Below are 21,679 nucleotides of genomic sequence, written 5' to 3' on the forward strand. Positions count from 1 at the left end.
TATGGGGTTCCCCCTGGTTTTCACAGGGGTGTGATGCGCCAACAGGTACGCACAGTGAAGTGATCGACACATGATGTGATGTGGCCCACGGTGTTGCCAGCGGTGCAACGGAAAGGAACGAGCGCTCATGCGCGAGATCCTCGGAAAGCGACGCAGGCTCCTGTCCCAGCGCAGCGACGGGGGGCCTGAACTGATCAGCGCGGCCCTGACCTTCGCGACCCAATGGCAGTGGCCCGTACTCCCGGGCGTGGCGGCGGACCCGCAGGGTCGCTGCGGCTGCCCGGACCCGGAGTGCACGGTGCCCGGTGCCCACCCCTTCGACCCCGGCCTGCTGGCCGGCACCACCGACGCCCGCATGGTGCGCTGGTGGTGGACCAACCGACCCACCGCGCCGATCATCCTGGCCACCGGTGGCAAGGCGCCCTGCGCGGTCAGCCTGCCGGCCCTCGCGGCCTCGCACGCTCTTGCCGCACTCGACCGCAGGGGCATGCGGCTCGGCCCGGTCGTCGCGACGGCCAGCCGTTGGGCGATCCTCGTGAAGCCCTACTCCATGGAGCAGTTGGGCGAACTGCTCTACGCCAAGGACTTCGTCCCCGGCTCCCTCCGCTTCCACGGCGAGGGCGGCTACCTCGCCCTGCCCCCGTCCGAATCGGGCGAGGGCGAGATCCGTTGGGAGCGCGCCCCGCTGCCCGGCACCGCCTCGCCCTGGGTGCCCGACGTCGAGGCCGTGGTGGACGCGGTCGTCGAGGCCCTCACTCGTACGGGTGTGAGCGCCCCCGAGTTGTAGGGGTGTCCGGCGCGCGCGGGACTGCCCACCCGCGCGCGGAAGTTATCTTCCGTCCATGCTGCGCGAATCCGGGGGACACAGCGCCCCACAGCCGCCTCGCGGCGGGCCTGACCCCCGAAGAGTTCGTCTCCTCGCCCTCGCGGGCGTCGTGGTCGCCGCGGTCGTGCTGCCGCTGGCCGTGGCGTCCGCGGGCCAGGTGGGCGACGCGGGCCACGCGGTCGTCCGCGCCCCCGCCGCCGTACGCTCCTCCCCGGCCGACGACGCCAAGGCGGCGCCCTCCGTCGAGCCCTCCCGCTCGCCCCTCCTGCTCGGCCTCGGCCTGGCCACCGCCGCCCGCTGCGGTCCCCAACTCACCTCGCCCGACGGCATCGAGGCGCAGACCTGTGTCCTCACCCAGGGTGAGGACACCTGGGCGCGCACCTACTACCGCAACGCCACCGGTGAGGCCCTGGACGCCGTCCTTACCCTCATGGCACCCGCCGACCGCACCGTGCGGATGAACTGCGCGGTGGGCGCGGGGGACGATCCGGGGACCTGCGAGACACCTCGGGAGCGCAGCCAGGGCGGACCCGACTCCTACGCGGCGGTCGCGGAGTTCGCGGCGCGCGGCGGACGCGGGCCGTTGCTGCTGCGTTCGGGAAGTGACTCGGGTGTCGGCGCGGGCGGTAGCTCGAGCGATGGCTCGCGTGATGGTGCGGGCGATGGCTTCGCGGTGAACCCGGATGCCGGCTCGGAGAGCAACTCCGGGGCCTCCACGGGCAGTTGACAGAGGCCTGCGCTCCGTAAACGAAGGGCGGGCATGCAAAGACCCGGTTGCTGGCGACGGGGGATGCACCAGCAACCGGGCTACTGGAACGGTAACAAGAGATCGGCGGTTCGCAAATTCGATCCGGGCTTTCCAGTCACGGATTTGCTTGTGGAGAGCGGGACTTGTGACCGGATTCACCGATTCCGAGTGATCGTGCCGAGCCGGCCGACCGGCCGGCTCGACACGATCTCGTCACACCCTGTCAACTGAGCGTGACCTGCCGGTTGGTGAGCCCGCCGCGCGCGCGGCGCTCGTCCGCGGTCAGCGGCACACCCGCCGCGAGGGCCCCGGCGAGCCGCTCGGCGAACTCGGCGGCCGGCTTCTCCACGTCCTCCGCGCCGACGCCGCTGGGCAGATCCCAGACCGGGACGGTGAGGCCGTGAGCGCGGAAGGAACCCACGAGGCGCGTGCCGTCACCGAGGTTGGAGCGGCCCGCCGCGTGCAGCCGCGCGAGGGCGTCCAGAAGCAGCTCCTCCTCGTGCGGCATGACCCAGCGCAGGTGGTTCTTGTCCGGTGTCTCGCACCAGTACGCCGCGTCCACGCCCGTGAGCTTCGCGGTCGGGATCGCCGCGGCGTTCGCCCGCTCCAGGGAGGCGGTCACTTCCGGAGTCGCGTTCTCCGCGTCCGGGACCCAGAATTCGAAGCCGCTGTGCACAACTGGCTCGAACGCGCCTTCGGGATCGAGCAGATCCTGAAGGCGCGGACCCTCGGCGGGCGCCCGGCGGCTCTGGACCGGATTGCCCGGCTCCGCGGCGAGGGCGCGCTGGAGGGTGTCGGCGAGGTCGCGGCTGATGTCGCCCGACGCCGTGTCGTTCTGCAGGCCGATCAGCACCGAGCCGTCCTCGCGGCGCAGCGCCGGCCAGGCCATCGGCAGCACCGTCGCGAGCAGGACCGACGGGACGCCCTCGGGGAGGCCGCCCTTCAGCGGCAGTTCGGCGGTGGCGGCGGGGACCAGCTCGCGCAGGGCCACCCAGTCGCCCTCGCCGGGCAGGCCCTCGAAGGGGCGGTGCACCAGTTCGGTCACCGCGTGCGCGGCGGCCCGGCCGTGGCAGGCCTTGTAACGCCGGCCGCTGCCGCAGGGGCAGGGCTCGCGCGCGCCGACGACCGGGACCTCTCCGTCGGTGATCCGAGGCTGGTTGGCCTTGGTAAGGGGTCGCTTCTTGGCCATCGTGGGTGTCTCCCGGTTACGGCTCGTCTCGTACGGGCGGGAGCCTAGCCGTTCATGCCATGACCGGCCGGAGCCTGTGGACAACGTGGCTGTCCGTGCCGACCTGTGGACAACGCACCGGCTCGTCCCGGAACCGGAGGTTCGGTCCGGGCCGGCGCCCGAGGTTCAACCGGAGATCGGTCACGCCCGGACCCGAGATTCAGGGCTCAGGCCTGTGCGCGGGCCCGAGGTTGAGCGGTCAGGCCCGTGCCCGGACCCGAGGTTGAGCGGTTGGGCCGGCGCCCGAACCGGAAGTTCAGGGTTCAGGCAGGTGCCCGGGCCCGGGGTTCAGCGGTCAGGCTCGCGCCCGGATCCGCGGTTCAGGGCTTATGCCCTTGCCCGGACCCGAGGTTGAGCGGTTGGGCCGGCGCCCGAACCGGAAGTTCAGGGCTCAGGCTTGTGTCCGGACCAGAGGTTCAGCGGTCAGGCTCGCGCGCGGACCCGAGGTTCCGTGCTGCGGTCCGGTCGGACCAGAGGTTCAGTCCAGTTCGTCGAACGCGTCCGTGAAGCCCAGTGCGGGCAGCGGCCGGACCGAGGGTGCCGTGACGCGCGTAGCGAAGTCGTCACGACGGTGTCCGGCGTCCGGATCATGAACGGCGTCGCGCACGACGACCCACACCGTGACCTCGCCGCGGGTGTCGTCGCGCACACCCCAGTCGTCGGCCAGCGCCGTGATGATGTTCAGCCCCCGGCCGCCGTGCGCGGTGACCGACGGAGTGGCCGGAGCCGGGCGGGTGGGTCCGCCACCGTCCGTCACCTCCACCGTGAGCCGGCCGCCCGCGTCGACGCGCCACGCGGCACGCACGTCACCGTCCCCGGCGAGGGCGTCGCCCAAGGGACGACCGTGCTTGCACGCGTTGCTCAAGAGCTCGGACAGGATCAGCACGGCATCGTCGACGACCGCGTCCGACACCCCGCCCCTGCGCAGCTGCTCGCGCATGCGATGTCTCGCCTTGCCCACGCCCGCAGGGCCATGGGGTACGGCCATGCTCGACGACGTGGGCACCTCCTGTGCCACCACCAACGCCACCCCCGAGACCTCCTTCGCCCCACGCCACGGTGTGGATGCCCCATTGGCCTGAACCGGAAACCGGCCAACTCACGTTCGGTGACGCATTCGGAATGATCGAACACGGACCGAACGCGCCGGTGCACTCCCCGTAGTCACGTGGCTGGAATTCGCCGGAGTGACTGAGATTGGGAGGATGGCGTCATTGGGGCGGGTGGGTCAAGGGTTTCTTCACAGGTCTTTACCACTCTCCTGTGTAAAGCCGGTCTTCCGCGTCAAGCCGGTCTTCTGTGTAAAGAGGACGCGGATTCCTGTGAGGACGGGACTCAGCTGTGGGACGGGGCTCAGCGCCCGAGCTGGCGCAGCACCGCGCGCGGGCGGTTGGTGATGATGGCGTCGATGCCCAGGTCGACGCAGAGGTCCACGTCCTCCGGCTCGTTCACGGTCCACACGTGCACCCGGTGACCGGCCCGCTGAAGGCGCTCGATGTACGTCGGGTGGTTGCGCACGATACGGATCGAGGGACCCGCGATCCCGACACCCGCGGGCAGCCGCCCGTCACGCAGCCGCGGCGAGAGGAACTGCAGCAGATAGACCGTCGGCAGCGTCGGCGACGCGGCACGCACGCGATGGAGCGAGCGCGCCGAGAAACTCATCACGCGCACCGGCGACTCCTCGGGCGCGGCCGGCGCGTCCAGCCCGAACCGCTTCAGGAGCAGCAGCAGCCGCTCCTCCACCTGCCCCGCCCAGCGCGTGGGGTGCTTGGTCTCGATCGCCAGCTCCACCCGCCGCCCCGCGTCCGCGACGAGCTCCAGCAGCCGCTCCAGGGTCAGTACGGAGGTGTCGGCGCGGTCCTCGGGCCGGTACTCCCAGTCCGGCTCCTCGTCGCGCGTGCGCCAGCCCTCCCGAGTCTTCCAGGCGCCGAAGTCCAGTGCGGCGAGATCGGCGAGCTCCAGCGCCGACACCGCTCCGCGGCCGTTGGACGTACGGTTGACGCGACGGTCGTGGACACAGACGAGATGTCCGTCGGCGGTCAGACGTACATCGCACTCGAGGGCGTCCGCACCGTCCTCGATCGCCTTCTTGTACGCGGCCAGGGTGTGCTCGGGGGCCTCTTCGGAGGCTCCTCGGTGGGCGACGACTTGGGTCCGGGGCTGCCGTGCGTGGGTCACCGCGTCATGGTGCCACCGCCCGGGGGTAGTCGTGCGAGCGGAGGGGCAGAGATTGCGTCCCTTTTGCCCCTCATGACCTATATAAGGAATAGCCCCGAACGCACAGGCGCCGCTTATGGTGCCCTGACGGCTCATGGGAAAAGCTGACGGCATACAAAAGGACATGCACAGCTGCAGCGCACCGGACCGTCGAACAACGTGAACGGGCATGCCCGAGTGCGACCGAGAAGACCAGCCGTGGACCGAGGAGACAAGCTGTGAGCACCGAGAACGAGGGCACCCCGGTACCCCCGGCCCCGTCCGCACCCCCCGTGCCGGTGGATGCTCCCGCCCCCTCGGCACGCGTCGCCCCCGAGGGGGGCGCGCCCACGACTCCGCTCCCGCCGACGCCTTCGAGCGCCCCCGGCGCACCGGAGCAGGACCTGCTGCACTCCGGCCACGCGCCCACGTACGCGTCCGCCGGCGCCTCCCAGGGCCCCGGCTACGCCTCGACGGGCGACCACTCCCAGGGCTCGGCCCCCGACGCGGCCTGGCCGCCCCCGCCCCCGGCCACCCCCTCCTACGCCGACGGCGGCGCGGGCGGCGGCTCGGGTGCCGGCTGGGGCGACTCGTACCAGCAGCAGCCCGCCCACAGCCACAAGTCCGGCAGCGGGCGCGGCGGACTGATCGCCGCGATCCTGGTGGCCGCACTGGTCGCCGGCGGCCTGGGCGGCGGCCTCGGCTACACCCTGGCCAAGGACAACGACGACAACAGCGGCTCCACCACCGTCTCCGCCTCCACCAGCGGCGGTGACGTCAAGCGCGACGCCGGCACGGTCGCGGGCGTGGCCGCCAAGGCCGTACCCAGCACCGTCACCATCGAGGCCGAGTCCACCAGCGGCGAGGGCGGCACCGGCACCGGCTTCGTCTTCGACACCCAGGGCCACATCGTCACCAACAACCACGTCGTCGCGGACGCGATCGACGGCGGCAAGCTGACGGCCACCTTCCCGAACGGCAAGAAGTACGACGCCGAAGTGGTCGGCCACGCCCAGGGCTACGACGTCGCGGTCATCAAGCTCAAGAACCCGCCGTCCGACCTCAAGCCCCTCACGCTCGGCGACTCCGACAAGGTCGCCGTCGGCGACTCCACGATCGCCATCGGCGCGCCCTTCGGCCTGTCCAACACCGTCACCACCGGCATCATCAGCGCGAAGAACCGCCCCGTGGCCTCCAGCGACGGCACCGGCTCCAACGCCTCCTACATGAGCGCCCTGCAGACCGACGCCTCGATCAACCCGGGCAACTCCGGCGGGCCCCTCCTGGACGCCCAGGGCAACGTCATCGGCATCAACTCCGCGATCCAGTCCACCGGCAGCGGCGGTCTGGGCGGCACCAGCCAGTCCGGCTCGATCGGCCTCGGCTTCGCCATCCCGATCAACCAGGCCAAGTACGTCGCCCAGCAGCTGATCAAGACCGGCAAGCCGGTCTACGCGAAGATCGGCGCGTCCGTCTCCCTGGAGGACTCCACCGGCGGCGCGAAGATCAGCGAACAGGGCGCCGGCAGCTCCGACGCCGTCGAGGCGGGCGGCCCCGCCGCCGACGCCGGCCTCAAGCCCGGCGACGTCATCACCAAGCTCGACGACCACGTGATCGACTCCGGCCCCACCCTGATCGGCGAGATCTGGACCCACAAGCCGGGCGACAAGGTCACGATCACCTACGAGCGCGGCGGCAAGTCCCACACGGTGGACCTGACGCTGGGCTCCCGCGAGGGCGACAGCTGAGTCCGAGGGTCCGTCCGAGGATCCAACTGACGCGCACGCGTGCGTGAAGCGCGATGAGCCGGGTGCCGGAGCTCCCCCTCCGACACCCGGCTCACTTCTTGGTTCACCTCTGGGTTCTCACTTCTCGAAGAGGCTGTTGAGCTCCCCCTGGGACATCTGGTCCTCGGCGTACGAGAACGTCCCCGACTCGGCCAACTCCCGCGCGGCGAGCACGAGCCGGCGATACATGGCCCGCGCGATACTGCCCCCCACGGTGACCCGGCGCACCCCCAACTCGCGCAACTCCGCCATCCCCAGCGCGTTCCCGGTCAGCCCCATGACCACGTTGAGCGGCCCGTCGAGTTCCCGCACGAGCGTCCCGATGGTCGCCGCGTCCGCGGCCCCCGGCACGAACGCGCAGTCCGCACCGGCCGCCAGATACGCGTTGGCCCGCCGCACACACTCGTCGAGCGAACCGCCCACCAGCAGCACATCGGTCCGCCCCACGAGCACGAACGGCTCCCCGTGGCCGTCAACAGCCTCCCGAGCGGCCCGAATCCGCTCCACGGCAAGGTCGTACCGATAGAGCGGCCGCGCCCGCTCCCCGGTGAAATCCTCGACATTGCCGCCGGCCACACCGGCGGCGAGCGCGGCGCTGATGGTCTCGGCGACGACCTCGGGCGCCTCCCCGTACCCGTCCTCCAGATCGGCACTGACGGGCACGGACACGCCACCGGCGATCTCGCGCACGCGCGCGAGCATGGTCGACCGATCGACGCGCCCGTCACCCCCCGCCGCTGCGGCGTCGGCGAAGAAGTCATGATCAGGCCGCCCGAGGGAGAAGGCGACCCCGGCGCTGGTCGTGGCGAGCGCGGAAAACCCGGCGGCCTCCAGCACCTTGGCACTCCCCACGTCCCAGGCGTTGGGCAACAGGAAGCACCCCTCCTTGTGCAACTCGACGAAGCGTTCCGCCAGTTGGCGCCGATTGCTGTCCACGTGCCGTACCCCTTCCTCGACCGTCCCTGCGTCCGACCTTCCCACACGCCCCCTCCCGCCCCACGCTCCCCGAGAATCGACCAAGCCGGGTACGCTGTACCCGCTCCGTCCCAGGTGGGCGGCGCGGGGTGGGTTGCCCGAGCGGCCTAAGGGAACGGTCTTGAAAACCGTCGTGGCAGCGATGTCACCGTGGGTTCAAATCCCACACCCACCGCAGAGCACGCGGAAGCTGTTGAGCTGGGGCGCCGGAGGGAATCCGGTGCCCCAGCCTCTTTTCGAGCACGGGCAAGCACAGTCGACGGGGGCTTTTTCATGACCGCCACGCGCGGGGTACGCACTGTCCTGTTCGGGTCTGCCCTGGCACCGGTGTTCCTCCTGGTCGCGTGCACGTCGGGAAGCGATGCCGAAGCCGGCTCCACGCCCTCCAAGCCCTCTTCGCCCTCCGCGTCGCCGAGTCGCTCCAACTCCGCGGTGCAGCAAGAGAAGAAGCTCACCGCGCAGGTGCAGTCGGCTCTCGACGGCACGGTGACCGGGAACGACTCCATGGTGGAGTCCGGCATCGAGCGCGTGTCGGAGGGCATCCACACCGAACCCGGTCTCACCCCGGGAACCACGTACCGCCTCACCCTGGTCTGCGACGGCAGCGGAGTGGCGGACGTCGACTTCACACCGAAGAGCACGCCCGCACCGAAGCCGGTCGTCTGTGACGGGGCGATGAGCGCTCAGCGCTTCACGGCTGCCACGGCCTCGCTGCACATCGACGTCCAGGGGCGGTCGGGCGCCACCGGGATGATCGGCTGGCGCGTCGACAGGGTCTGAGCCGTCGACTCATCGGCATCCCCGCGCGCGTGGCTACAGCTCACAGTCCCGAGCCAACCCCTCCCAGTCCACCTCCCGCACCCCCCTCTCCGCATCGCACTCCCACGGCACATGAGGCGTGTGCTGGAACCAGATGATCGTGAGGGTGGAGCGGTGCAGGACGGGGTCGTGGGTCGGGTCCAGGGCCGTCGAGCGGAAAGTGCCGACGCAGGCGACCGGCGGGAGTATCTCGACCGGGCCGAGTGCGCCGGCGTACTGGTCGGGGTACTCGCGCGCGGGCGGAACGAGGTGGATCGGGGTGGTGGGGAAGGTCCGTTCGGCCTCGTGGAGCAGGCCCTTGATCGCCATGTCGTTGACCGGCTTGCAGGGGTAGCCGTCCGGCAGTCCGCCGTACGTCGACGAGAGCCGCAGATCGCAGAGGTCGGCGGCGCGGCCGGAGGCGAGGACCACGCGGGTGAGCGACATGGTTCGCACTCTGGGGCCGCGGTGCGTGTCGGGGCGGTCGTGCATGTGGTTCCTCTGCTGCTGATCGGCATTGCTGTTCCTGTCCCGCCCACTGCCCCGTCCCGGCCGGGCCCGACGCACCGCCTACTGCCCCCACCGCCCCGATCCCCTCACGCCCGATGCCGAGTCATCCGCGCCGCCGACGCGATCGTCGCCCGCGCCTCGCGTTCCGTGAGGCCCGTGTTGACCGCCGCTTCGACGAGGGGCTCGACCAGAGGAGGGCCGATCCCGTCCTCGTAGGCACGGCACGCGGCCCAGAAGAGGCGGGTGTTGCGCTGGCCCTCGTGCGCCGCGAGGACGAACTGGACCAGGCCCTGGCCGTGGCCGCTGATGGCGGGCGCGGTGGGGTGGTGGGTGCGGGGCGGCGGGAGCAGGAGGCGGAGGAGGGCGGGCGGGCAGGCCGCGGGGGCGAGGTGCGCGGTGCCCGGTGCGGTGCCGTAGACGCCGTGGTCGGTGCGGGAGCCGGGGCCGACGAGGTAGCCGCCGGCGCCGCGGATGTCGATGCCGGGGGCGAGGCGGCCGGCCGAGTTGGGGACGACGGTGTCCGGGGGGCCGCTCAGCCACAGGTGGCGGCCGCCGCTGGGGGTGAGGACGACCACGGTGTCGGGGATCGTGAACAGGTGGCGCAGGGCCAGTTCGCGCAGGGCCGCCGAGGAGTCCGTACCCGACTTCGTGTCGAGGTCGACGCCGATCAGGTGGTGCGGATGCAGCCCGCACGCGATGCCGTAGCCGGTCGCCCAGGGCGCGGCGGCGAACAGTTCGCGGATGCGCGCCGGGTCGGTCGAGGCGTCGTACACCCCGTGTCCGAGGCGCCCGCACTCGCCGTGGCAGGGCTCGGGTTCGGGGTCGGCGCGGTGGGGGGAGCGCAGGGCCGGGAGTTTCGTCCGGGACAGCGGAATGACGGCCAGACCGCGCTCCGCGGCTGACAGGGCGTGTGCGAGGGCCAGCGTCGTGGCCTGCCGGTCGGTGGTGGCCATGCCTCCATGTTCGTACGTACGTTCGAAAAAGGGAAGAGGGGGCGGTGTTCGACGCGCCGAGAAAGGGCGATTGGCGGGAAATGTGCTGGAACGCTTCGCCTCTTGCGGTGCTTGGGTTTGAGTCGCCCGTTCTGCCCTGACCTGGGGCTTGGAAGTGGTGAAAGGGGTTTATCGACTTGTCGTAGCACTTGAGGGGGAATCAAGGCTTCCGGGGTGGTTCGCCGGGGATTCCATGGGCAACTCTGGTCTCGCGACGTCGTGCACAACACCGAGGCGGTCGGCCAACTGCCCCGGAAACAGCCTGACTTGACGTACTTCCGGCAACAAAGCCGGGTTCTGGAGGAAGAAACATGGCAAGCATCCGTACCGCCCGCGTCATCGCCGCCGTCTCCGCTCTCCCGCTGGCCGCCGCTCTGTTCACCGGCGTCGCCGCGGCGGACAACGGCGCGATCGCGGACGACGGATCGAACGCCGGTGTCGCGAGCATCGTCGGCAGCGGCGTCGGCCACGACAACAACGGCAACTCGTCCACCACGCAGCAGAACGCGGTCGGCTCCGGCGCCTCGAACCAGAGCAACACCGCCCAGGTCAACGGTTCCGCCTTCACGGCCATCAACCAGGGAAACGAGAACGTCCTCGTCAACTTCACCAACCTGTGGTGAACCGGCGGTCCTGACGCCTGGGAGGCCGTAAGGGCCTACGGGGGGCCGGCGGGGTCCAGGGGTGTGCTCCGTGGGGTGGTAACGCGTCTGCGCGGCGGTACTTCGGTACCGCCGCGCAGGCGTTTTCCGTGCGGCGCGGCGCGACCTTCCCCGCCTTCGCGGAGGGTCAGAACCTTGACAGTGCACGGCATCTGACGGACAGTCAGAAACTCTCGCCGAGATCGTGGGAACCCGCTCGGCGTCGGCGGTGTACCAGAAGTGAGTACGACACGAGCGACACGGGACAGCACGACCGCCACACGAAACGACACGACCGCGAGCCGACGAGGGGGCGACGATGACCGACGAGCTGGGCGCACGGCTGAAGGTGTACGAGGGGCAATCCGCCGCCGTCGCCGCCGAGGGCAAGGACCCCGTCAACGCGCCCATGATCCGGCACTGGTGCGAGGCGATGGGCGACACCAACCCCGCGTACGAGGGCCCGGACGCCAAGGCCCCGCCCACCATGCTCCAGGTGTGGACGATGGGCGGTCTCTCCGGCTACCCGGGCGGCCGCACCCAGGCCTACGACGAGCTGCTCGCCCTGCTCGACGAGGCGGGCTACACCTCGGTCGTCGCCACCGACTGCGAGCAGGAGTACGTCCGCCCCCTGCGCCCCGGCGACGAGATCACCTTCGACTCGGTCATCGAGTCCGTGTCCGACCTCAAGTCGACCAAACTGGGCACCGGTTACTTCGTCACCACCCGCATGGACATCCACGTCGGCCCCCACATCGCCGGCACCCACCGCTTCCGCATCCTCAAGTACGCCCCCGCCCGCAGAAGGCAGCAACAGAAGCCCGCCCTGCGCCCCCGACCCGTCGTCAACCGCGACAACGCCGGCTTCTGGGAGGGCGTCGAGCACCACCGCCTGCTCATCCAGCGCTGCACGACCTGCGACACCCTCCGCTTCCCCTGGCTGCCGGGCTGCAACGCCTGCGGCGGCCCGGACTGGACCCCGGTCGAGGCGAGCGGCGACGGCACGGTCTATTCGTACGTCGTCATGCACCACCCGCCCTTCCCGGCCTTCGACCCCCCGTACGCAGTCGCGCTGATCGAACTCGCCGAGGGCGTGCGGATGATCAGCAATGTGGTGGGGGTGCCGTACGACAGGGTCCGGATAGGACTGCCGGTGCGGCTCGAATTCCAGTCGTACGACGACGAGTTGGTGCTGCCTGTCTTCCGCGCGCTGGAGGAGGTCGGATGACGGAGGGAGAGGAGAGGGCCGCAGACATGAGGGCCGGAGAATCAGGTACCGGAGGCATGAGGGTCGGCGAGAAGCTCCCGCCCCTGGAGATCCAGGTCACCCGGACCCTGATCGTCGCCGGCGCCATCGCCTCCCGTGACTACCAGGACGTGCACCACGACGCCGAGTTGGCCCGGCAGAAGGGTTCCCCGGACATCTTCATGAACATCCTGACGACGAACGGTCTGGTCGGCCGCTACATCACCGACCACTTCGGCCCGGCGGCCGAGCTCCGCAAGGTGGCCATACGGCTCGGCGCCCCCAACTACCCGGGCGACACGATGGTGTTGACCGGCACGATCGAGAAGGCCGACGGCGACACCGCGACGGTCCGGGTCGTCGGGGACAACGGCATAGGCCGACACGTCACAGGCACGGTGACCGTGACGGTGCCGATACAGGTGCCGGTGCCGCTCCCCGCCCCGGACCAGCTCCCCGGCCCACCCGGAGACCCCGCATGAGCGTCCGTACGCGAGACGCGCTCGGCGGGCGCGCGGCGATCGTCGGTATAGGGGCCACGGAGTTCTCCAAGGACTCGGGGCGCAGTGAGCTGCGGCTGGCGGCCGAGGCGGTGCGGGCGGCGCTGGACGACGCGGGGCTGACGCCGGGTGATGTGGACGGGATGGTGACGTTCACGATGGACACCAGCCCGGAGATCACCGTGGCGCAGGCCTGCGGGATGGGGGAGCTGTCCTTCTTCTCCCGGGTCCACTTCGGCGGCGGGGCGGCCTGTGCCACGGTCCAGCAGGCGGCGCTCGCGGTGGCGGCGGGTGTCGCGGAGGTCGTCGTCTGCTACCGGGCGTTCAACGAGCGTTCGGGGCGGAGATTCGGTTCGGGCGTGCAGCACCGGGAGCCGTCGGCGGAGGGCGCGGCGCTGGGCTGGTCCCTGCCGTTCGGGCTGCTCACCCCGGCCTCGTGGGTGGCGATGGCGGCGCAGCGCTATCTGCACACGTACGGGCTGACCCCGGAGGCGTTCGGGCAGGTGGCCGTGGTGGACCGGAAGTACGCGGCGACGAACCCGGCGGCGTACTTCCACGGTCGCCCCATCACCCTCGCCGACCACGCGGCCTCGCGCTGGATCGTCGAGCCGCTCCGGCTGCTGGACTGCTGCCAGGAGACCGACGGCGGCCAGGCGCTGGTGGTCACCTCGGTGGAGCGGGCCCGCGATCTGCCGAATCCGCCGGCGGTCATAGCGGCGGCGGCCCAGGGGGCGGGCCGGGGGCAGGAGCAGATGACCAGCTTCTACCGCGACGACCTGGCGGGCCTGCCGGAGATGGACGTGGTCGCCCGGCAGCTGTGGCGCACCTCCGGGCTCACGCCGGCCGAGATCGACGTGGCGATCCTGTACGACCACTTCACGCCGTTCGTGCTGATGCAGTTGGAGGAGTTCGGGTTCTGCGGCAAGGGGGAGGCGGCGGATTTCGTGGCGGGGGAGTCGTTGGCGATCAATACGCATGGGGGGCAGCTCGGGGAGGCGTACCTCCATGGGATGAACGGGATCGCGGAGGGGGTGCGCCAGGTGCGGGGGACGGCGGTGAACCGAATACCGGGGGCGCGAAGGGTGCTGGTCACGGCGGGCACGGGGGTGCCGACGTCGGGGCTGGTGCTGACGTCGGACGGTTGAGCGACGCCGGCCCGGGACACTCCTGCGAGGCCTCGGGGTACTCCTCCGGGATGCTCCTCCGAGGTACTCCCCCAGGACACCCTCAGGGGTCATCCCGCAGTACCCCCCACCCCCTTGTCCACCTTTAGGAGGTGCAGCCAGCACCACCCCTACAACCTGAGGCGGACTCGGCTTCGGGACCTGCGGCCGATCCGCCGGACGTGCCCTCGCTCCTAGCGTGGAGCCATGACCACACTCGTCTGCACCAGCGCCTCGACCGCTGCCGAACCAGTGACGCAGACCCTCGCGTACCCGTCGTTCTCCTCGTACGTGAAGGCCCGCCAGCCGGTGCTGCTGCGTACTGCCCGGTCGCTGACCGCGAACCCGAGCGACGCGGAGGATCTGCTGCAGACCGCCCTCACCAAGACGTATGTCGCGTGGGAGCGGATCGAGGACCATCGTGCGCTCGACGGCTATGTGCGCCGGGCGCTGCTGAACACCCGTACGTCGCAGTGGCGCAAGCGCAAGGTCGACGAGTTCGTGTGCGAGGAGCTGCCCGAGCCGGAGCCCGCGCCCGGCGGGGACGACCCGGCCGAGAGGCAGGCCCTGCACGACGCGATGTGGCGGGCGATCGCGAAGCTGCCGGCCAGGCAGCGGGCGATGGTCGTCCTCAGGTACTACGAGGACCTCAGCGAGGCCCAGACGGCCGAGGTGCTCGGAGTGTCGGTGGGCACGGTGAAGTCCGCGGTGTCGCGTGCGCTCGGCAAGCTGCGGGAGGATCCTGAGTTGGGCCTCGTGCGCTGACTCACTGGTCCGGCGTGATGTGATCGATCGACGGCAGCTAGTGACATACCGAATGGTATGTGCGCAGAATCGGCGCAACCGTTACCGCCGCGTAGGCAATGTCGCCCCGGGAGGATCGCCGTGCTGAGCACCATGCAGGACGTACCGCTGCTGATCTCTAGGATCCTGACGCATGGATCCACGATCCACGGCACATCGCAGGTGACCACCTGGACCGGCGAGGCGGAACCCCACCGCCGTTCCTTCGCCGAGGTCGGCGACCGCGCGGCCCAGTTGGCGCACGCCCTGCGCGAGGACCTCGGCGTCGTGGGCGACGACCGGGCCGCGACCCTGATGTGGAACAACGCCGAGCACGTCGAGGCCTACTTCGCGATCCCCTCCATGGGCGCGGTCCTGCACACCCTCAACCTCCGTCTCCCGCCCGAGCAGTTGGCGTGGATCGTGAACCACGCGGCGGACCGGATCGTGATCGTGAACGGTTCGCTGCTGCCGCTGCTCGCCCCGCTGCTCCCGCACCTCAAGACGGTCGAGCACGTGGTCGTGTCGGGCCCGGGCGACCGTTCGCTGCTGGCCGGGGTCACCCCGCAGGTGCACGAGTACGAGGAGCTGCTGGCCGGCAAGCCGACCTCGTACGACTGGCCGGAGCTGGACGAACGCCAGGCCGCCGCCATGTGTTACACCTCCGGCACGACGGGCGATCCCAAGGGGGTCGTGTACTCGCACCGTTCCGTCTACCTGCACTCCATGCAGGTCAACATGGCCCAGTCGATGGGCCTGACGGACCAGGACACCTCGCTGATCGTGGTGCCGCAGTTCCATGTCAACGCCTGGGGACTGCCGCACGCCACCTTCATGACCGGCATCAACATGCTGATGCCGGACCGTTTTCTGCAGCCCGCGCCGCTCGCCGAGATGATCGCGACCGAGCACCCGACGCACGCCGCCGCCGTGCCCACCATCTGGCAGGGCCTGCTCATCGAGCTGACCGCCCGCCCGCGTGACGTCTCCTCGCTCACCCAGGTCACCATCGGCGGTTCGGCCTGTCCGCCCTCCCTGATGGAGGCCTTCGACAGCCTCGGCATGCGGGTCTGTCACGCCTGGGGCATGACGGAGACCTCGCCGCTCGGCACGATCGCCCGCCCGCCGGCCGAGGCGGTCGGCACGCCGGAGGAGTTCGCGTACCGGCTCACGCAGGGCCGTTTCCCGGCCGGCGTCGAGGCGCGCCTTTCCGGACCCGGCGGTGAGCGCCTGCCCTGGGACGGCGAGTCCGCCGGCGAGCTGGAGGTCCGCGGCAACTGGATCGCGGGCGCCTACTACAACGGCCCCGAGGCCGAACCCCTGCGCCCCGTCGACAAGTTCAGCGAGGACGGCTGGCTCAAGACGGGCGACGTCGGCACGATCTCGCCCGACGGCTTCCTCACCCTCACCGACCGCGCCAAGGACGTCATCAAGTCCGGCGGCGAGTGGATCTCCTCGGTCGACCTGGAGAACGCGCTGATGGCCCACCCGGCCGTCGCCGAGGCCGCCGTCGTCGCCGTCCCCGACGAGAAGTGGGGCGAGCGCCCGTTGGCCACGGTCGTCCTCAAGGAGGGCGCCACCGCCGACTTCGAGTCCCTGCGCGCCTTCCTCGCCGAGGAGGGCAAGATCGCCAAATGGCAGCTTCCGGAGCGCTGGACGATCATCGAGTCGGTCCCGAAGACGAGCGTCGGCAAGTTCGACAAGAAGGTGCTGCGCAGGCAGTACGCCGAGGGCGGCCTGGACGTCACCAAGCTCTAGCGACCGGCAGCGGGAACAGAACGGCACCGGGAACAGAACGGCACGGGCCCACGTCACCGTCGTAGGACGTGGGCCTTCGCCCGTCACCCGGCGGCGGACCGCTCGCCGGGCGTCACCTCCAGGACCGCTTTTCCGGAGATCCGGCGTCCGTGGAGCGCCTCGGCCGCCTCCTCGAAACGGTCCCAGGATCCTTGCCAGCCGATCTCGACGCTGAGGAAGCCCTCGGCGGCCAGCTCGGTGAGAGCGGCCAGGTCCGCGGTGACAGCGCCCTCGATGACGAAGGACGTCAGCGACTTGGCCGGGCCGACCGTCGCGTACGGCGGGAAGACCGCCGGCTCCCCGGAGGTCCAGCCGACGCTCTGCACGCTGCCACCGGGAGCGAGCAGGTTCCAGGCGGCGACCAGTTGAGGACCGCCGACGTTGTCGATGACCACGTCGACAGGCCGCTGAAGCTGCTCCAGTCCGATCAGCACCTCGTCGGCGCCGGCCTCGCTCAGCCCTTCACCGCGGGCGGCCGAGCCCACGGACGCGATCACGTGGGCACCGGCCCGTGCCGCCAGCTGGACGGCGTACCGGCCGACCCCGCCGGAGGCCCCGGTGACCAGCACCCTCTTGCCCGGTCCGACCCCGGCGGCCCGCAGCGAGCGCAGCGCCGCCACTCCGGCGACGGGCAGAGCCACCGCCCGCGCCAGGTCCAAGCCCTTCGGCACCTCGGCCAGCGCACCCACGCCGATCGCGACGCGCTCGGCGAACGCCCCCGAGGTCAGGGCCACCACTCGGGTGCCCACCGCGGGGCCGGTTACGTCCGCCGCGGCCTCAACGACCACTCCGGCGGCGTCCGAGCCGAGCACCGCACCCACGGGGACCCGCCCCGAGCGGGCGTCATTGAGGTCGCCGTGGTTCAACGAGGCGTGGGAAACCGCCACCAGGACCTGGCCCGGTCCAGGCACGGGGTCGGGCACCTCGGCGAGGCGGACCGCGGCGGACGCGGACGGATCGACGACGAGAGCACCGACGGCCATGTCTTCTCCCTAGGGCAGCACCGCACTCGAACGCGCGCCACCAAACAGCATCAGCTGCCGGATGCCCACGCTCAAACCGAGCGCCGGGACGGGCCCTAGTTGGTGCCGATCCGCGCCAGCAGGTCCACGATCCGGCTCTGCACCTCGGTGCTGGTGGAGCGTTCCGCGAGGAAGAGGACCGTCTCGCCCGACGCGAGGCGGGGGAGGTCGGCCTGGTCGACGGCGGCGGTGTAGACGACGAGCGGGGTGCGGTTGAGCTGGCCGTTCGCGCGCAGCCAGTCGACGATGCCGGCCTGCCGCCGGTGCACCTGCATCAGGTCCATCACGACCAGGTTCGGCCGCAACTGCCCCGCCAGCGTCACCGCGTCCGCGTCGCTCGCGGCCCGCGCGACCTGCATCCCGCGCCGCTCCAGCGTCGCGGTCAGCGCGAGCGCGATCTCCGCGTGCTCCTCGATGAGCAGCACGCGCGGCGGGTGCTGCTCGCTGTCCCGCGGGGCGAGCGCCTTCAGGAGTACGGCGGGATCGGCGCCGTAGGCCGCCTCGCGGGTCGCCTGTCCGAGCCCCGCCGTCACCATCACCGGCACCTCGGCGGCCACCGCCGCCTGCCGCAGCGACTGCAGCGCGGTCCGGGTGATCGGACCGGTCAGCGGGTCCACGAACAGCGCGGCCGGGAACGCGGCGATCTGCGCGTCGACCTCCTCGCGCGAATGCACGATGACGGGCCGGTAGCCGCGGTCGCTGAGCGCCTGCTGGGTGGTGACGTCCGGCGCGGGCCACACCAGCAGCCGCCGCGGGTTGTCCAGCGGCTCCGGCGGCAACTCGTCGTCCAGCGGCTGCGGACGCGGCGGATCCGCGACCTCGACCGCCCCGCCGGGACCGTCCAGCGGCTCGGGACCCTCGGCGGCGTTCTCGTCCGGTGCCCCTATGGCGTACGACCGTCCGGAACCCTCGGTCACCTGCGCCAGCCGGGACTGGCCGGCGAGCGAGGGCTGCGGCTGCGGCTGTTCGGCCGACGGATGCGGACGGGCGGCCTGTTCCTGGGGCGCGGCGGCCGAGTCGGGCCGCGTGCCGAGCTTGCGGCGCCGGCCCCCGTTGGTGGGGCTGTTCGCCGCGGGCGCCGCCGCCGGCTGCTGCACCTGCGCGGCCTGCCGCGTGAACGGCACACCCTGCCCGAGCGTCCGCACACTGATCGCCCGCCCCTGAGTGGAGTTCGGGTCGACGGGCATGCCCCCGCCCGCCTCGGCCGGCAACGGCTGCGCGGCCCGCGCCTGAGCCTGGGCCTGCGCCGCGGCCACTTCCGGCGGAAGCGGCGTGCCCGGCGCGGGCGTGGTGCCGGACTGAGCGGGCGGTACGGGACCGGCGGCGGCCTCCGCGGGAAGGGGCTGGCCGGGGGTCGCCTGGGCCGGGATGGGCGCGCCCTGCGCGGGCACCGGCTGCTGTCCGGGCGGGACCGGCTGTCCCGTCGTACCGACCGCCTGACCGGGCACGGCAGGCGCGAGCCCCGCCTGAGCCATGCCAGGGGCGGCCTCCGCGACCGGAACTCCCTGCGCGGGCGTCCCCGCCGCCCCGCCCTGCGCCACGGCACGGCGACGGCGACCCGTCGGCGCGCTCGTGGGGTGCGGCTGCGGAGGGGTGTGGTCCTCGGACTGGTCGTGCGGGGCGGTGTCGTGCCGACCGTTGTCGATCAGGGCGTCACCGGCGAGGTTCTGGCCGCTCTGGCCGGGGACCTGCGGGTGCGGCTGTGTCTGCACCGGGGCCTGCTGCTGGGCCGGGACGGGCGTCGGCGGCTGAAGCTGACCGGGCGCCTGGCCCGGCACTTGACCCTGGACCTGGCCTTGAGCCTGACCCTGTCCCTGCGCGGGGACGGGCTGCTGAAGCTGCCCTGGCATCTGCTGCCCTGGCATCTGTCCCGGCACCTGCCCGGGGACCTGGCCCGGCACGGATCCCGGCATCTGCCCCGGCGCCTGCCCAGCCATCTGCCCCGGACCAGCCGCCGACATCGGCGCCGCCATGGGCGTCTGCATGGGCGGCTGCATCTGCCCGGCCTCCGGCGCCTGCTGCGCGGCCATGTCCGTGCCGCCCGCCGCTACCGCCGCAGCCCCCGACTCCGGTGTCCGGTCCGCCTCGGCCGGCGGCAGGGCGAAGACCGTACGAGGTCCCGCCTCCTGCGCGGCGGCAGCGCGCTCGTTCGCGGCGGCCAGGGCGCGGCGACGGCGACCGGTCGGCTCGGCGTTCTCGGCGGGGGCGGACTGGCCCGCGGGGACGGGCTGGTTGGCGAGGACCGGCTGGTTGCCCTGGCCGGTGGAGGCGGGGAGGGCCGGCGGCAGGGCGTGCTGTTCGCCGCCGTCGCGCCGGGCGCGCCGTCCGGTGGTTCCGCCGGCGGGCGCGGGTACGCCCTGCGGCGGCACCGTGCCGCCCAGGCCGCTGCCGACGGCCGCGGTACCGGCGCCGTGCTCGCCGGCCATGACGACGGCACCTTCGGAGACCCCGTCCCCGGAACCGTCACCTTCGACTTGACCCTCCGCACTGCCGTCGGCGGCCCGCCCGCGCCGACGCCCGGTACCGCCGGACCCGTCCGCGGCGACCGGTTCCTGGGCCTGCTCCTCGGCTGCCCGGCGCCGACGCCGGCCCGTGGGCACGGCGACCTCGGCGCCCGGGGTGCCGGACTCGCCGCCCGCCCCCGGAACGTCGCTCTCCAGGAAGGCGTCGACGGAGGACCGCCGCGCCCGCCGCCGCCCGCCGCCGGAGCTGGGCTCGGCCACTTCGAGGGCCGCGGACTGCACCTCGACGGCCCCCGCGCCACCGCCGATGGGCACTTCGAGGACGTATGCGCTGCCGCTCATGCCCGGCACCTCGTGCGTCTGCAGCACGCCGCCGTGGGCCCGCACGATCCCGCGCACGATCGGCTCGTGCACCGGGTCTCCCCCGGCGTACGGCCCGCGCACCTCGATCCGTACGACCTCACCGCGCTGCGCCGCCGCGACCACGACGGTGTTGTCCATGTAACCGCCCGCCGACACGGGCGCGTTGCCGGTCGCGTCGACGCCGGCCACGTCCGCGACGAGGTGTGCGAGCGCGGTGGCGAGCCGCTGCGGGTCGACCTCGGCCTCTATCGGCGGCGCGTGCACGGCGAACTGCACCCGCCCGGGCCCGATCAGCTCGACGGCCCCGTCGACGCCGGCGGCGACGACCGCGTCGAGCATGACCTTCGTACGGACGACCTGTTCGCTGCCGGCGTCGAGGGCCTGGTAGCCGAGAACGTTGTCGATGAGGGTCGTGATGCGCGAGTAGCCGGCGGACAGGTGGTGGAGCACCTGGTTGGCCTCGGGCCACAACTGCCCGGCGTCGTCGGCGGCGAGTGCGGCGAGATCGCGGCGCAGCTCGTCCAGCGGCCCGCGCAGCGACCGGGCGAGCAGCGTCAGCAGCTGCTCGTGCCGCCCGGCGAGGGCCTCGTACCGATCCTTCGCGCGCTCACCGAGGGCCGCGTACCGGTCCTCGCCGACGGCGATCTCCTCGTCGTGCTGCTCCTGGAGTTCCTCGATCTCGCGGATGTGCTTCTGGCGCAGGGCGGTGAGTTCGGAGGCGTGCTCCTCCTCGATCCGCTCCAGCTCGTCGGTGTGCCGCTTCTCGACGGCTTCCTTCTCCTCGGCGAGCGCGTCGTAGGGCCGCCGGTCGGTGAAGGTCATCACCGCGCCGACGAGCTGGTCGCCGTCGCGCACGGGCGCGGTCGTGAGGTCGACGGAGACCTCGGCCCCGGACTTCGACCACAGCACCTGCCCCCGCACCCGGTGCTTGCGCCCGGACCGCAGGGTGTCGGCGAGCGGCGACTCGTCGTACGGGAAAGGCGTGCCGTCGGCACGCGAGTGCAGGACGAGATCGTGCAGCGCCTTGCCGCCGAGGTCGCTGGCCCGGTACCCGAGGATCTGGGCGGCGGCGGGATTGACGAGCACGATCCGCCCGTCGGTGTCGGTCCCCACGACACCCTCGGCCGCGGCCCGCAGGATCATCTCGGTCTGCCGCTGCGAACGCGCCAGCTCGGCCTCGGTGTCGACGGTCCCGGTCAGGTCGCGTACGACGAGCATCAGCAGCTCGTCGGAGCCGTAGCCGTAACTGTCGTAGGCCTGCTGCCCGTTCTCCAGATTCGCGCTGGTCACCTCGACGGGGAACTCGCTCCCGTCGGTCCGCCGCGCGATCATCCGGGTCGGCTTGGTCTGCCCGCGGGGATCCATGTGATCGGGCCGCCGCATGGAGCCCGGGATCAGCTTGGAGTCGAACTGCGGCAGCAGATCGAGCAGCCCTCGCCCCACCAGCGCCGTTCCCGGCGCTTCAAAGGCCTCCAGCGCGATGGTGTTCGCGTTGACGACGGTCCCGTTGGCGTTGACCAGCACCAACGCGTCGGGAAGCGCGTCGAGTATGGCTGCGAGGCGAGCAGCGCCTCGGGATGGCCTGCTGCTCACGAGACGCTTCCTCCCTGTTACCGCATCTTGCCGACCGCCGCTCGGG

17 protein-coding genes, 1 tRNA gene and 1 pseudogene are annotated in these 21,679 nt (G+C 71.8%); 11 read left to right on the forward strand and 8 right to left on the reverse strand.

Features of this window, described 5'->3' with window-relative positions; all coding sequences use genetic code 11:
• Positions 1-127: 127 nt before the first annotated feature.
• Positions 128-787: a bifunctional DNA primase/polymerase gene (locus tag ACWDR3_RS15160; protein ID WP_123999052.1), complete on the forward strand. Its 660-nt coding sequence runs from the start codon at positions 128-130 to the stop codon at positions 785-787.
• 55 nt (positions 788-842) lie between these two features.
• Positions 843-1,553, forward strand: a complete 711-nt coding sequence (locus ACWDR3_RS15165) for a hypothetical protein (RefSeq protein ID WP_450352935.1) — start codon at positions 843-845, stop codon at positions 1,551-1,553.
• A 244-nt stretch (positions 1,554-1,797) separates the two neighbouring features.
• Here ACWDR3_RS15165 and ACWDR3_RS15170 read toward each other — a convergent pair whose 3' ends face one another.
• The 3 genes and pseudogenes from ACWDR3_RS15170 to ACWDR3_RS15180 all read right to left on the reverse strand — a co-directional run bounded on the left by ACWDR3_RS15170 (position 1,798) and on the right by ACWDR3_RS15180 (position 4,983).
• Positions 1,798-2,763, reverse strand: a complete 966-nt coding sequence (locus tag ACWDR3_RS15170) for a DUF5926 family protein (RefSeq protein WP_450352936.1) — start codon at positions 2,761-2,763, stop codon at positions 1,798-1,800.
• Positions 2,764-3,280: 517 nt separating this feature from the next.
• A pseudogene (locus ACWDR3_RS15175) lies at positions 3,281-3,919 on the reverse strand (ATP-binding protein).
• A gap of 236 nt (positions 3,920-4,155) precedes the next feature.
• Complete coding sequence (locus ACWDR3_RS15180) at positions 4,156-4,983, reverse strand: glycerophosphodiester phosphodiesterase (protein ID WP_450352937.1); 828 nt, start codon at positions 4,981-4,983, stop codon at positions 4,156-4,158.
• A gap of 257 nt (positions 4,984-5,240) precedes the next feature.
• On the opposite strand from ACWDR3_RS15180, the gene ACWDR3_RS15185 reads away from it, so the two are divergent.
• Positions 5,241-6,749, forward strand: coding sequence for a S1C family serine protease (locus tag ACWDR3_RS15185; RefSeq protein ID WP_450352938.1), 1,509 nt, complete (start codon positions 5,241-5,243; stop codon positions 6,747-6,749).
• A gap of 117 nt (positions 6,750-6,866) precedes the next feature.
• Here the strand turns inward: ACWDR3_RS15185 and ACWDR3_RS15190 are convergent, their stop codons facing one another.
• Complete coding sequence (locus ACWDR3_RS15190; RefSeq protein ID WP_450352939.1) at positions 6,867-7,724, reverse strand: isocitrate lyase/PEP mutase family protein; 858 nt, start codon at positions 7,722-7,724, stop codon at positions 6,867-6,869.
• Positions 7,725-7,851: 127 nt separating this feature from the next.
• Between ACWDR3_RS15190 and ACWDR3_RS15195 the strand changes: the two genes are divergently transcribed.
• Both ACWDR3_RS15195 and ACWDR3_RS15200 read left to right on the forward strand, forming a co-directional pair.
• A tRNA-Ser gene (locus tag ACWDR3_RS15195) sits at positions 7,852-7,938 on the forward strand.
• A gap of 98 nt (positions 7,939-8,036) precedes the next feature.
• The gene (locus ACWDR3_RS15200) at positions 8,037-8,543 is read left to right on the forward strand and encodes a hypothetical protein (protein ID WP_450352940.1); all 507 of its coding nucleotides are present in this window, start codon (positions 8,037-8,039) and stop codon (positions 8,541-8,543) included.
• A 33-nt stretch (positions 8,544-8,576) separates the two neighbouring features.
• Here ACWDR3_RS15200 and ACWDR3_RS15205 read toward each other — a convergent pair whose 3' ends face one another.
• Together ACWDR3_RS15205 and ACWDR3_RS15210 are read right to left on the reverse strand one after the other, a co-directional pair.
• Positions 8,577-9,008, reverse strand: a complete 432-nt coding sequence (locus tag ACWDR3_RS15205; protein WP_450352941.1) for a hypothetical protein — start codon at positions 9,006-9,008, stop codon at positions 8,577-8,579.
• 149 nt (positions 9,009-9,157) lie between these two features.
• Complete coding sequence (locus ACWDR3_RS15210) at positions 9,158-10,024, reverse strand: bifunctional DNA primase/polymerase (protein WP_450352942.1); 867 nt, start codon at positions 10,022-10,024, stop codon at positions 9,158-9,160.
• Between the two features lie 350 nt (positions 10,025-10,374).
• Here ACWDR3_RS15210 and ACWDR3_RS15215 point away from each other — a divergent pair, with 350 nt between their 5' ends.
• The 6 genes from ACWDR3_RS15215 (at position 10,375) to ACWDR3_RS15240 (ending at position 16,154) form a co-directional block, all read left to right on the forward strand.
• A complete protein-coding gene (locus ACWDR3_RS15215) occupies positions 10,375-10,686 on the forward strand; it encodes a hypothetical protein (protein ID WP_123999061.1) in 312 nt (103 codons plus the stop codon).
• Positions 10,687-11,023: 337 nt separating this feature from the next.
• Positions 11,024-11,932 (forward strand): bifunctional MaoC family dehydratase N-terminal/OB-fold nucleic acid binding domain-containing protein, encoded by a 909-nt coding sequence (locus ACWDR3_RS15220; protein WP_450352943.1) that lies wholly within the window; start codon positions 11,024-11,026, stop codon positions 11,930-11,932.
• Positions 11,933-11,988: 56 nt separating this feature from the next.
• Positions 11,989-12,432 carry a MaoC family dehydratase gene (locus ACWDR3_RS15225; protein WP_450352944.1) on the forward strand — a complete coding sequence of 148 codons (444 nt, stop codon included), beginning with the start codon at positions 11,989-11,991 and terminating at the stop codon, positions 12,430-12,432.
• The gene (locus ACWDR3_RS15230; protein WP_450352945.1) at positions 12,429-13,595 is read left to right on the forward strand and encodes a lipid-transfer protein; all 1,167 of its coding nucleotides are present in this window, start codon (positions 12,429-12,431) and stop codon (positions 13,593-13,595) included. Before ACWDR3_RS15225 ends, ACWDR3_RS15230 begins: the two co-directional genes overlap by 4 nt.
• A 225-nt stretch (positions 13,596-13,820) precedes the next feature.
• A complete protein-coding gene (locus ACWDR3_RS15235; RefSeq protein WP_450352946.1) occupies positions 13,821-14,378 on the forward strand; it encodes a SigE family RNA polymerase sigma factor in 558 nt (185 codons plus the stop codon).
• Between the two features lie 120 nt (positions 14,379-14,498).
• A complete protein-coding gene (locus ACWDR3_RS15240) occupies positions 14,499-16,154 on the forward strand; it encodes a long-chain fatty acid--CoA ligase (RefSeq protein WP_450352947.1) in 1,656 nt (551 codons plus the stop codon).
• A gap of 83 nt (positions 16,155-16,237) precedes the next feature.
• Here the strand turns inward: ACWDR3_RS15240 and ACWDR3_RS15245 are convergent, their stop codons facing one another.
• Complete coding sequence (locus ACWDR3_RS15245; RefSeq protein ID WP_450352948.1) at positions 16,238-17,176, reverse strand: zinc-binding dehydrogenase; 939 nt, start codon at positions 17,174-17,176, stop codon at positions 16,238-16,240.
• Between the two features lie 95 nt (positions 17,177-17,271).
• Positions 17,272-21,633: a PAS domain-containing protein gene (locus tag ACWDR3_RS15250; protein WP_450352949.1), complete on the reverse strand. Its 4,362-nt coding sequence runs from the start codon at positions 21,631-21,633 to the stop codon at positions 17,272-17,274.
• Positions 21,634-21,679 lie beyond the last annotated feature (46 nt).

The organism is Streptomyces sp. NPDC001002 (assembly GCF_053599215.1).

Excerpts from the sequence above, each read along its gene's own strand:
- ACWDR3_RS15245 (WP_450352948.1), bottom strand. The coding sequence starts at position 17,176 with ATGGCCGTCGGTGCTCTCGTCGTCGATCCGTCCGCGTCCGCCGCGGTC.
- ACWDR3_RS15170 (WP_450352936.1), bottom strand. The coding sequence starts at position 2,763 with ATGGCCAAGAAGCGACCCCTTACCAAGGCCAACCAGCCTCGGATCACC.
- ACWDR3_RS15205 (WP_450352941.1), bottom strand. The coding sequence starts at position 9,008 with ATGTCGCTCACCCGCGTGGTCCTCGCCTCCGGCCGCGCCGCCGACCTC.
- ACWDR3_RS15165 (WP_450352935.1), top strand. The coding sequence starts at position 843 with ATGCTGCGCGAATCCGGGGGACACAGCGCCCCACAGCCGCCTCGCGGC.
- ACWDR3_RS15235 (WP_450352946.1), top strand. The coding sequence starts at position 13,821 with ATGACCACACTCGTCTGCACCAGCGCCTCGACCGCTGCCGAACCAGTG.
- ACWDR3_RS15210 (WP_450352942.1), bottom strand. The coding sequence starts at position 10,024 with ATGGCCACCACCGACCGGCAGGCCACGACGCTGGCCCTCGCACACGCC.
- ACWDR3_RS15160 (WP_123999052.1), top strand. The coding sequence starts at position 128 with ATGCGCGAGATCCTCGGAAAGCGACGCAGGCTCCTGTCCCAGCGCAGC.
- ACWDR3_RS15230 (WP_450352945.1), top strand. The coding sequence starts at position 12,429 with ATGAGCGTCCGTACGCGAGACGCGCTCGGCGGGCGCGCGGCGATCGTC.
- ACWDR3_RS15200 (WP_450352940.1), top strand. The coding sequence starts at position 8,037 with ATGACCGCCACGCGCGGGGTACGCACTGTCCTGTTCGGGTCTGCCCTG.
- ACWDR3_RS15220 (WP_450352943.1), top strand. The coding sequence starts at position 11,024 with ATGACCGACGAGCTGGGCGCACGGCTGAAGGTGTACGAGGGGCAATCC.
- ACWDR3_RS15215 (WP_123999061.1), top strand. The coding sequence starts at position 10,375 with ATGGCAAGCATCCGTACCGCCCGCGTCATCGCCGCCGTCTCCGCTCTC.
- ACWDR3_RS15225 (WP_450352944.1), top strand. The coding sequence starts at position 11,989 with ATGAGGGTCGGCGAGAAGCTCCCGCCCCTGGAGATCCAGGTCACCCGG.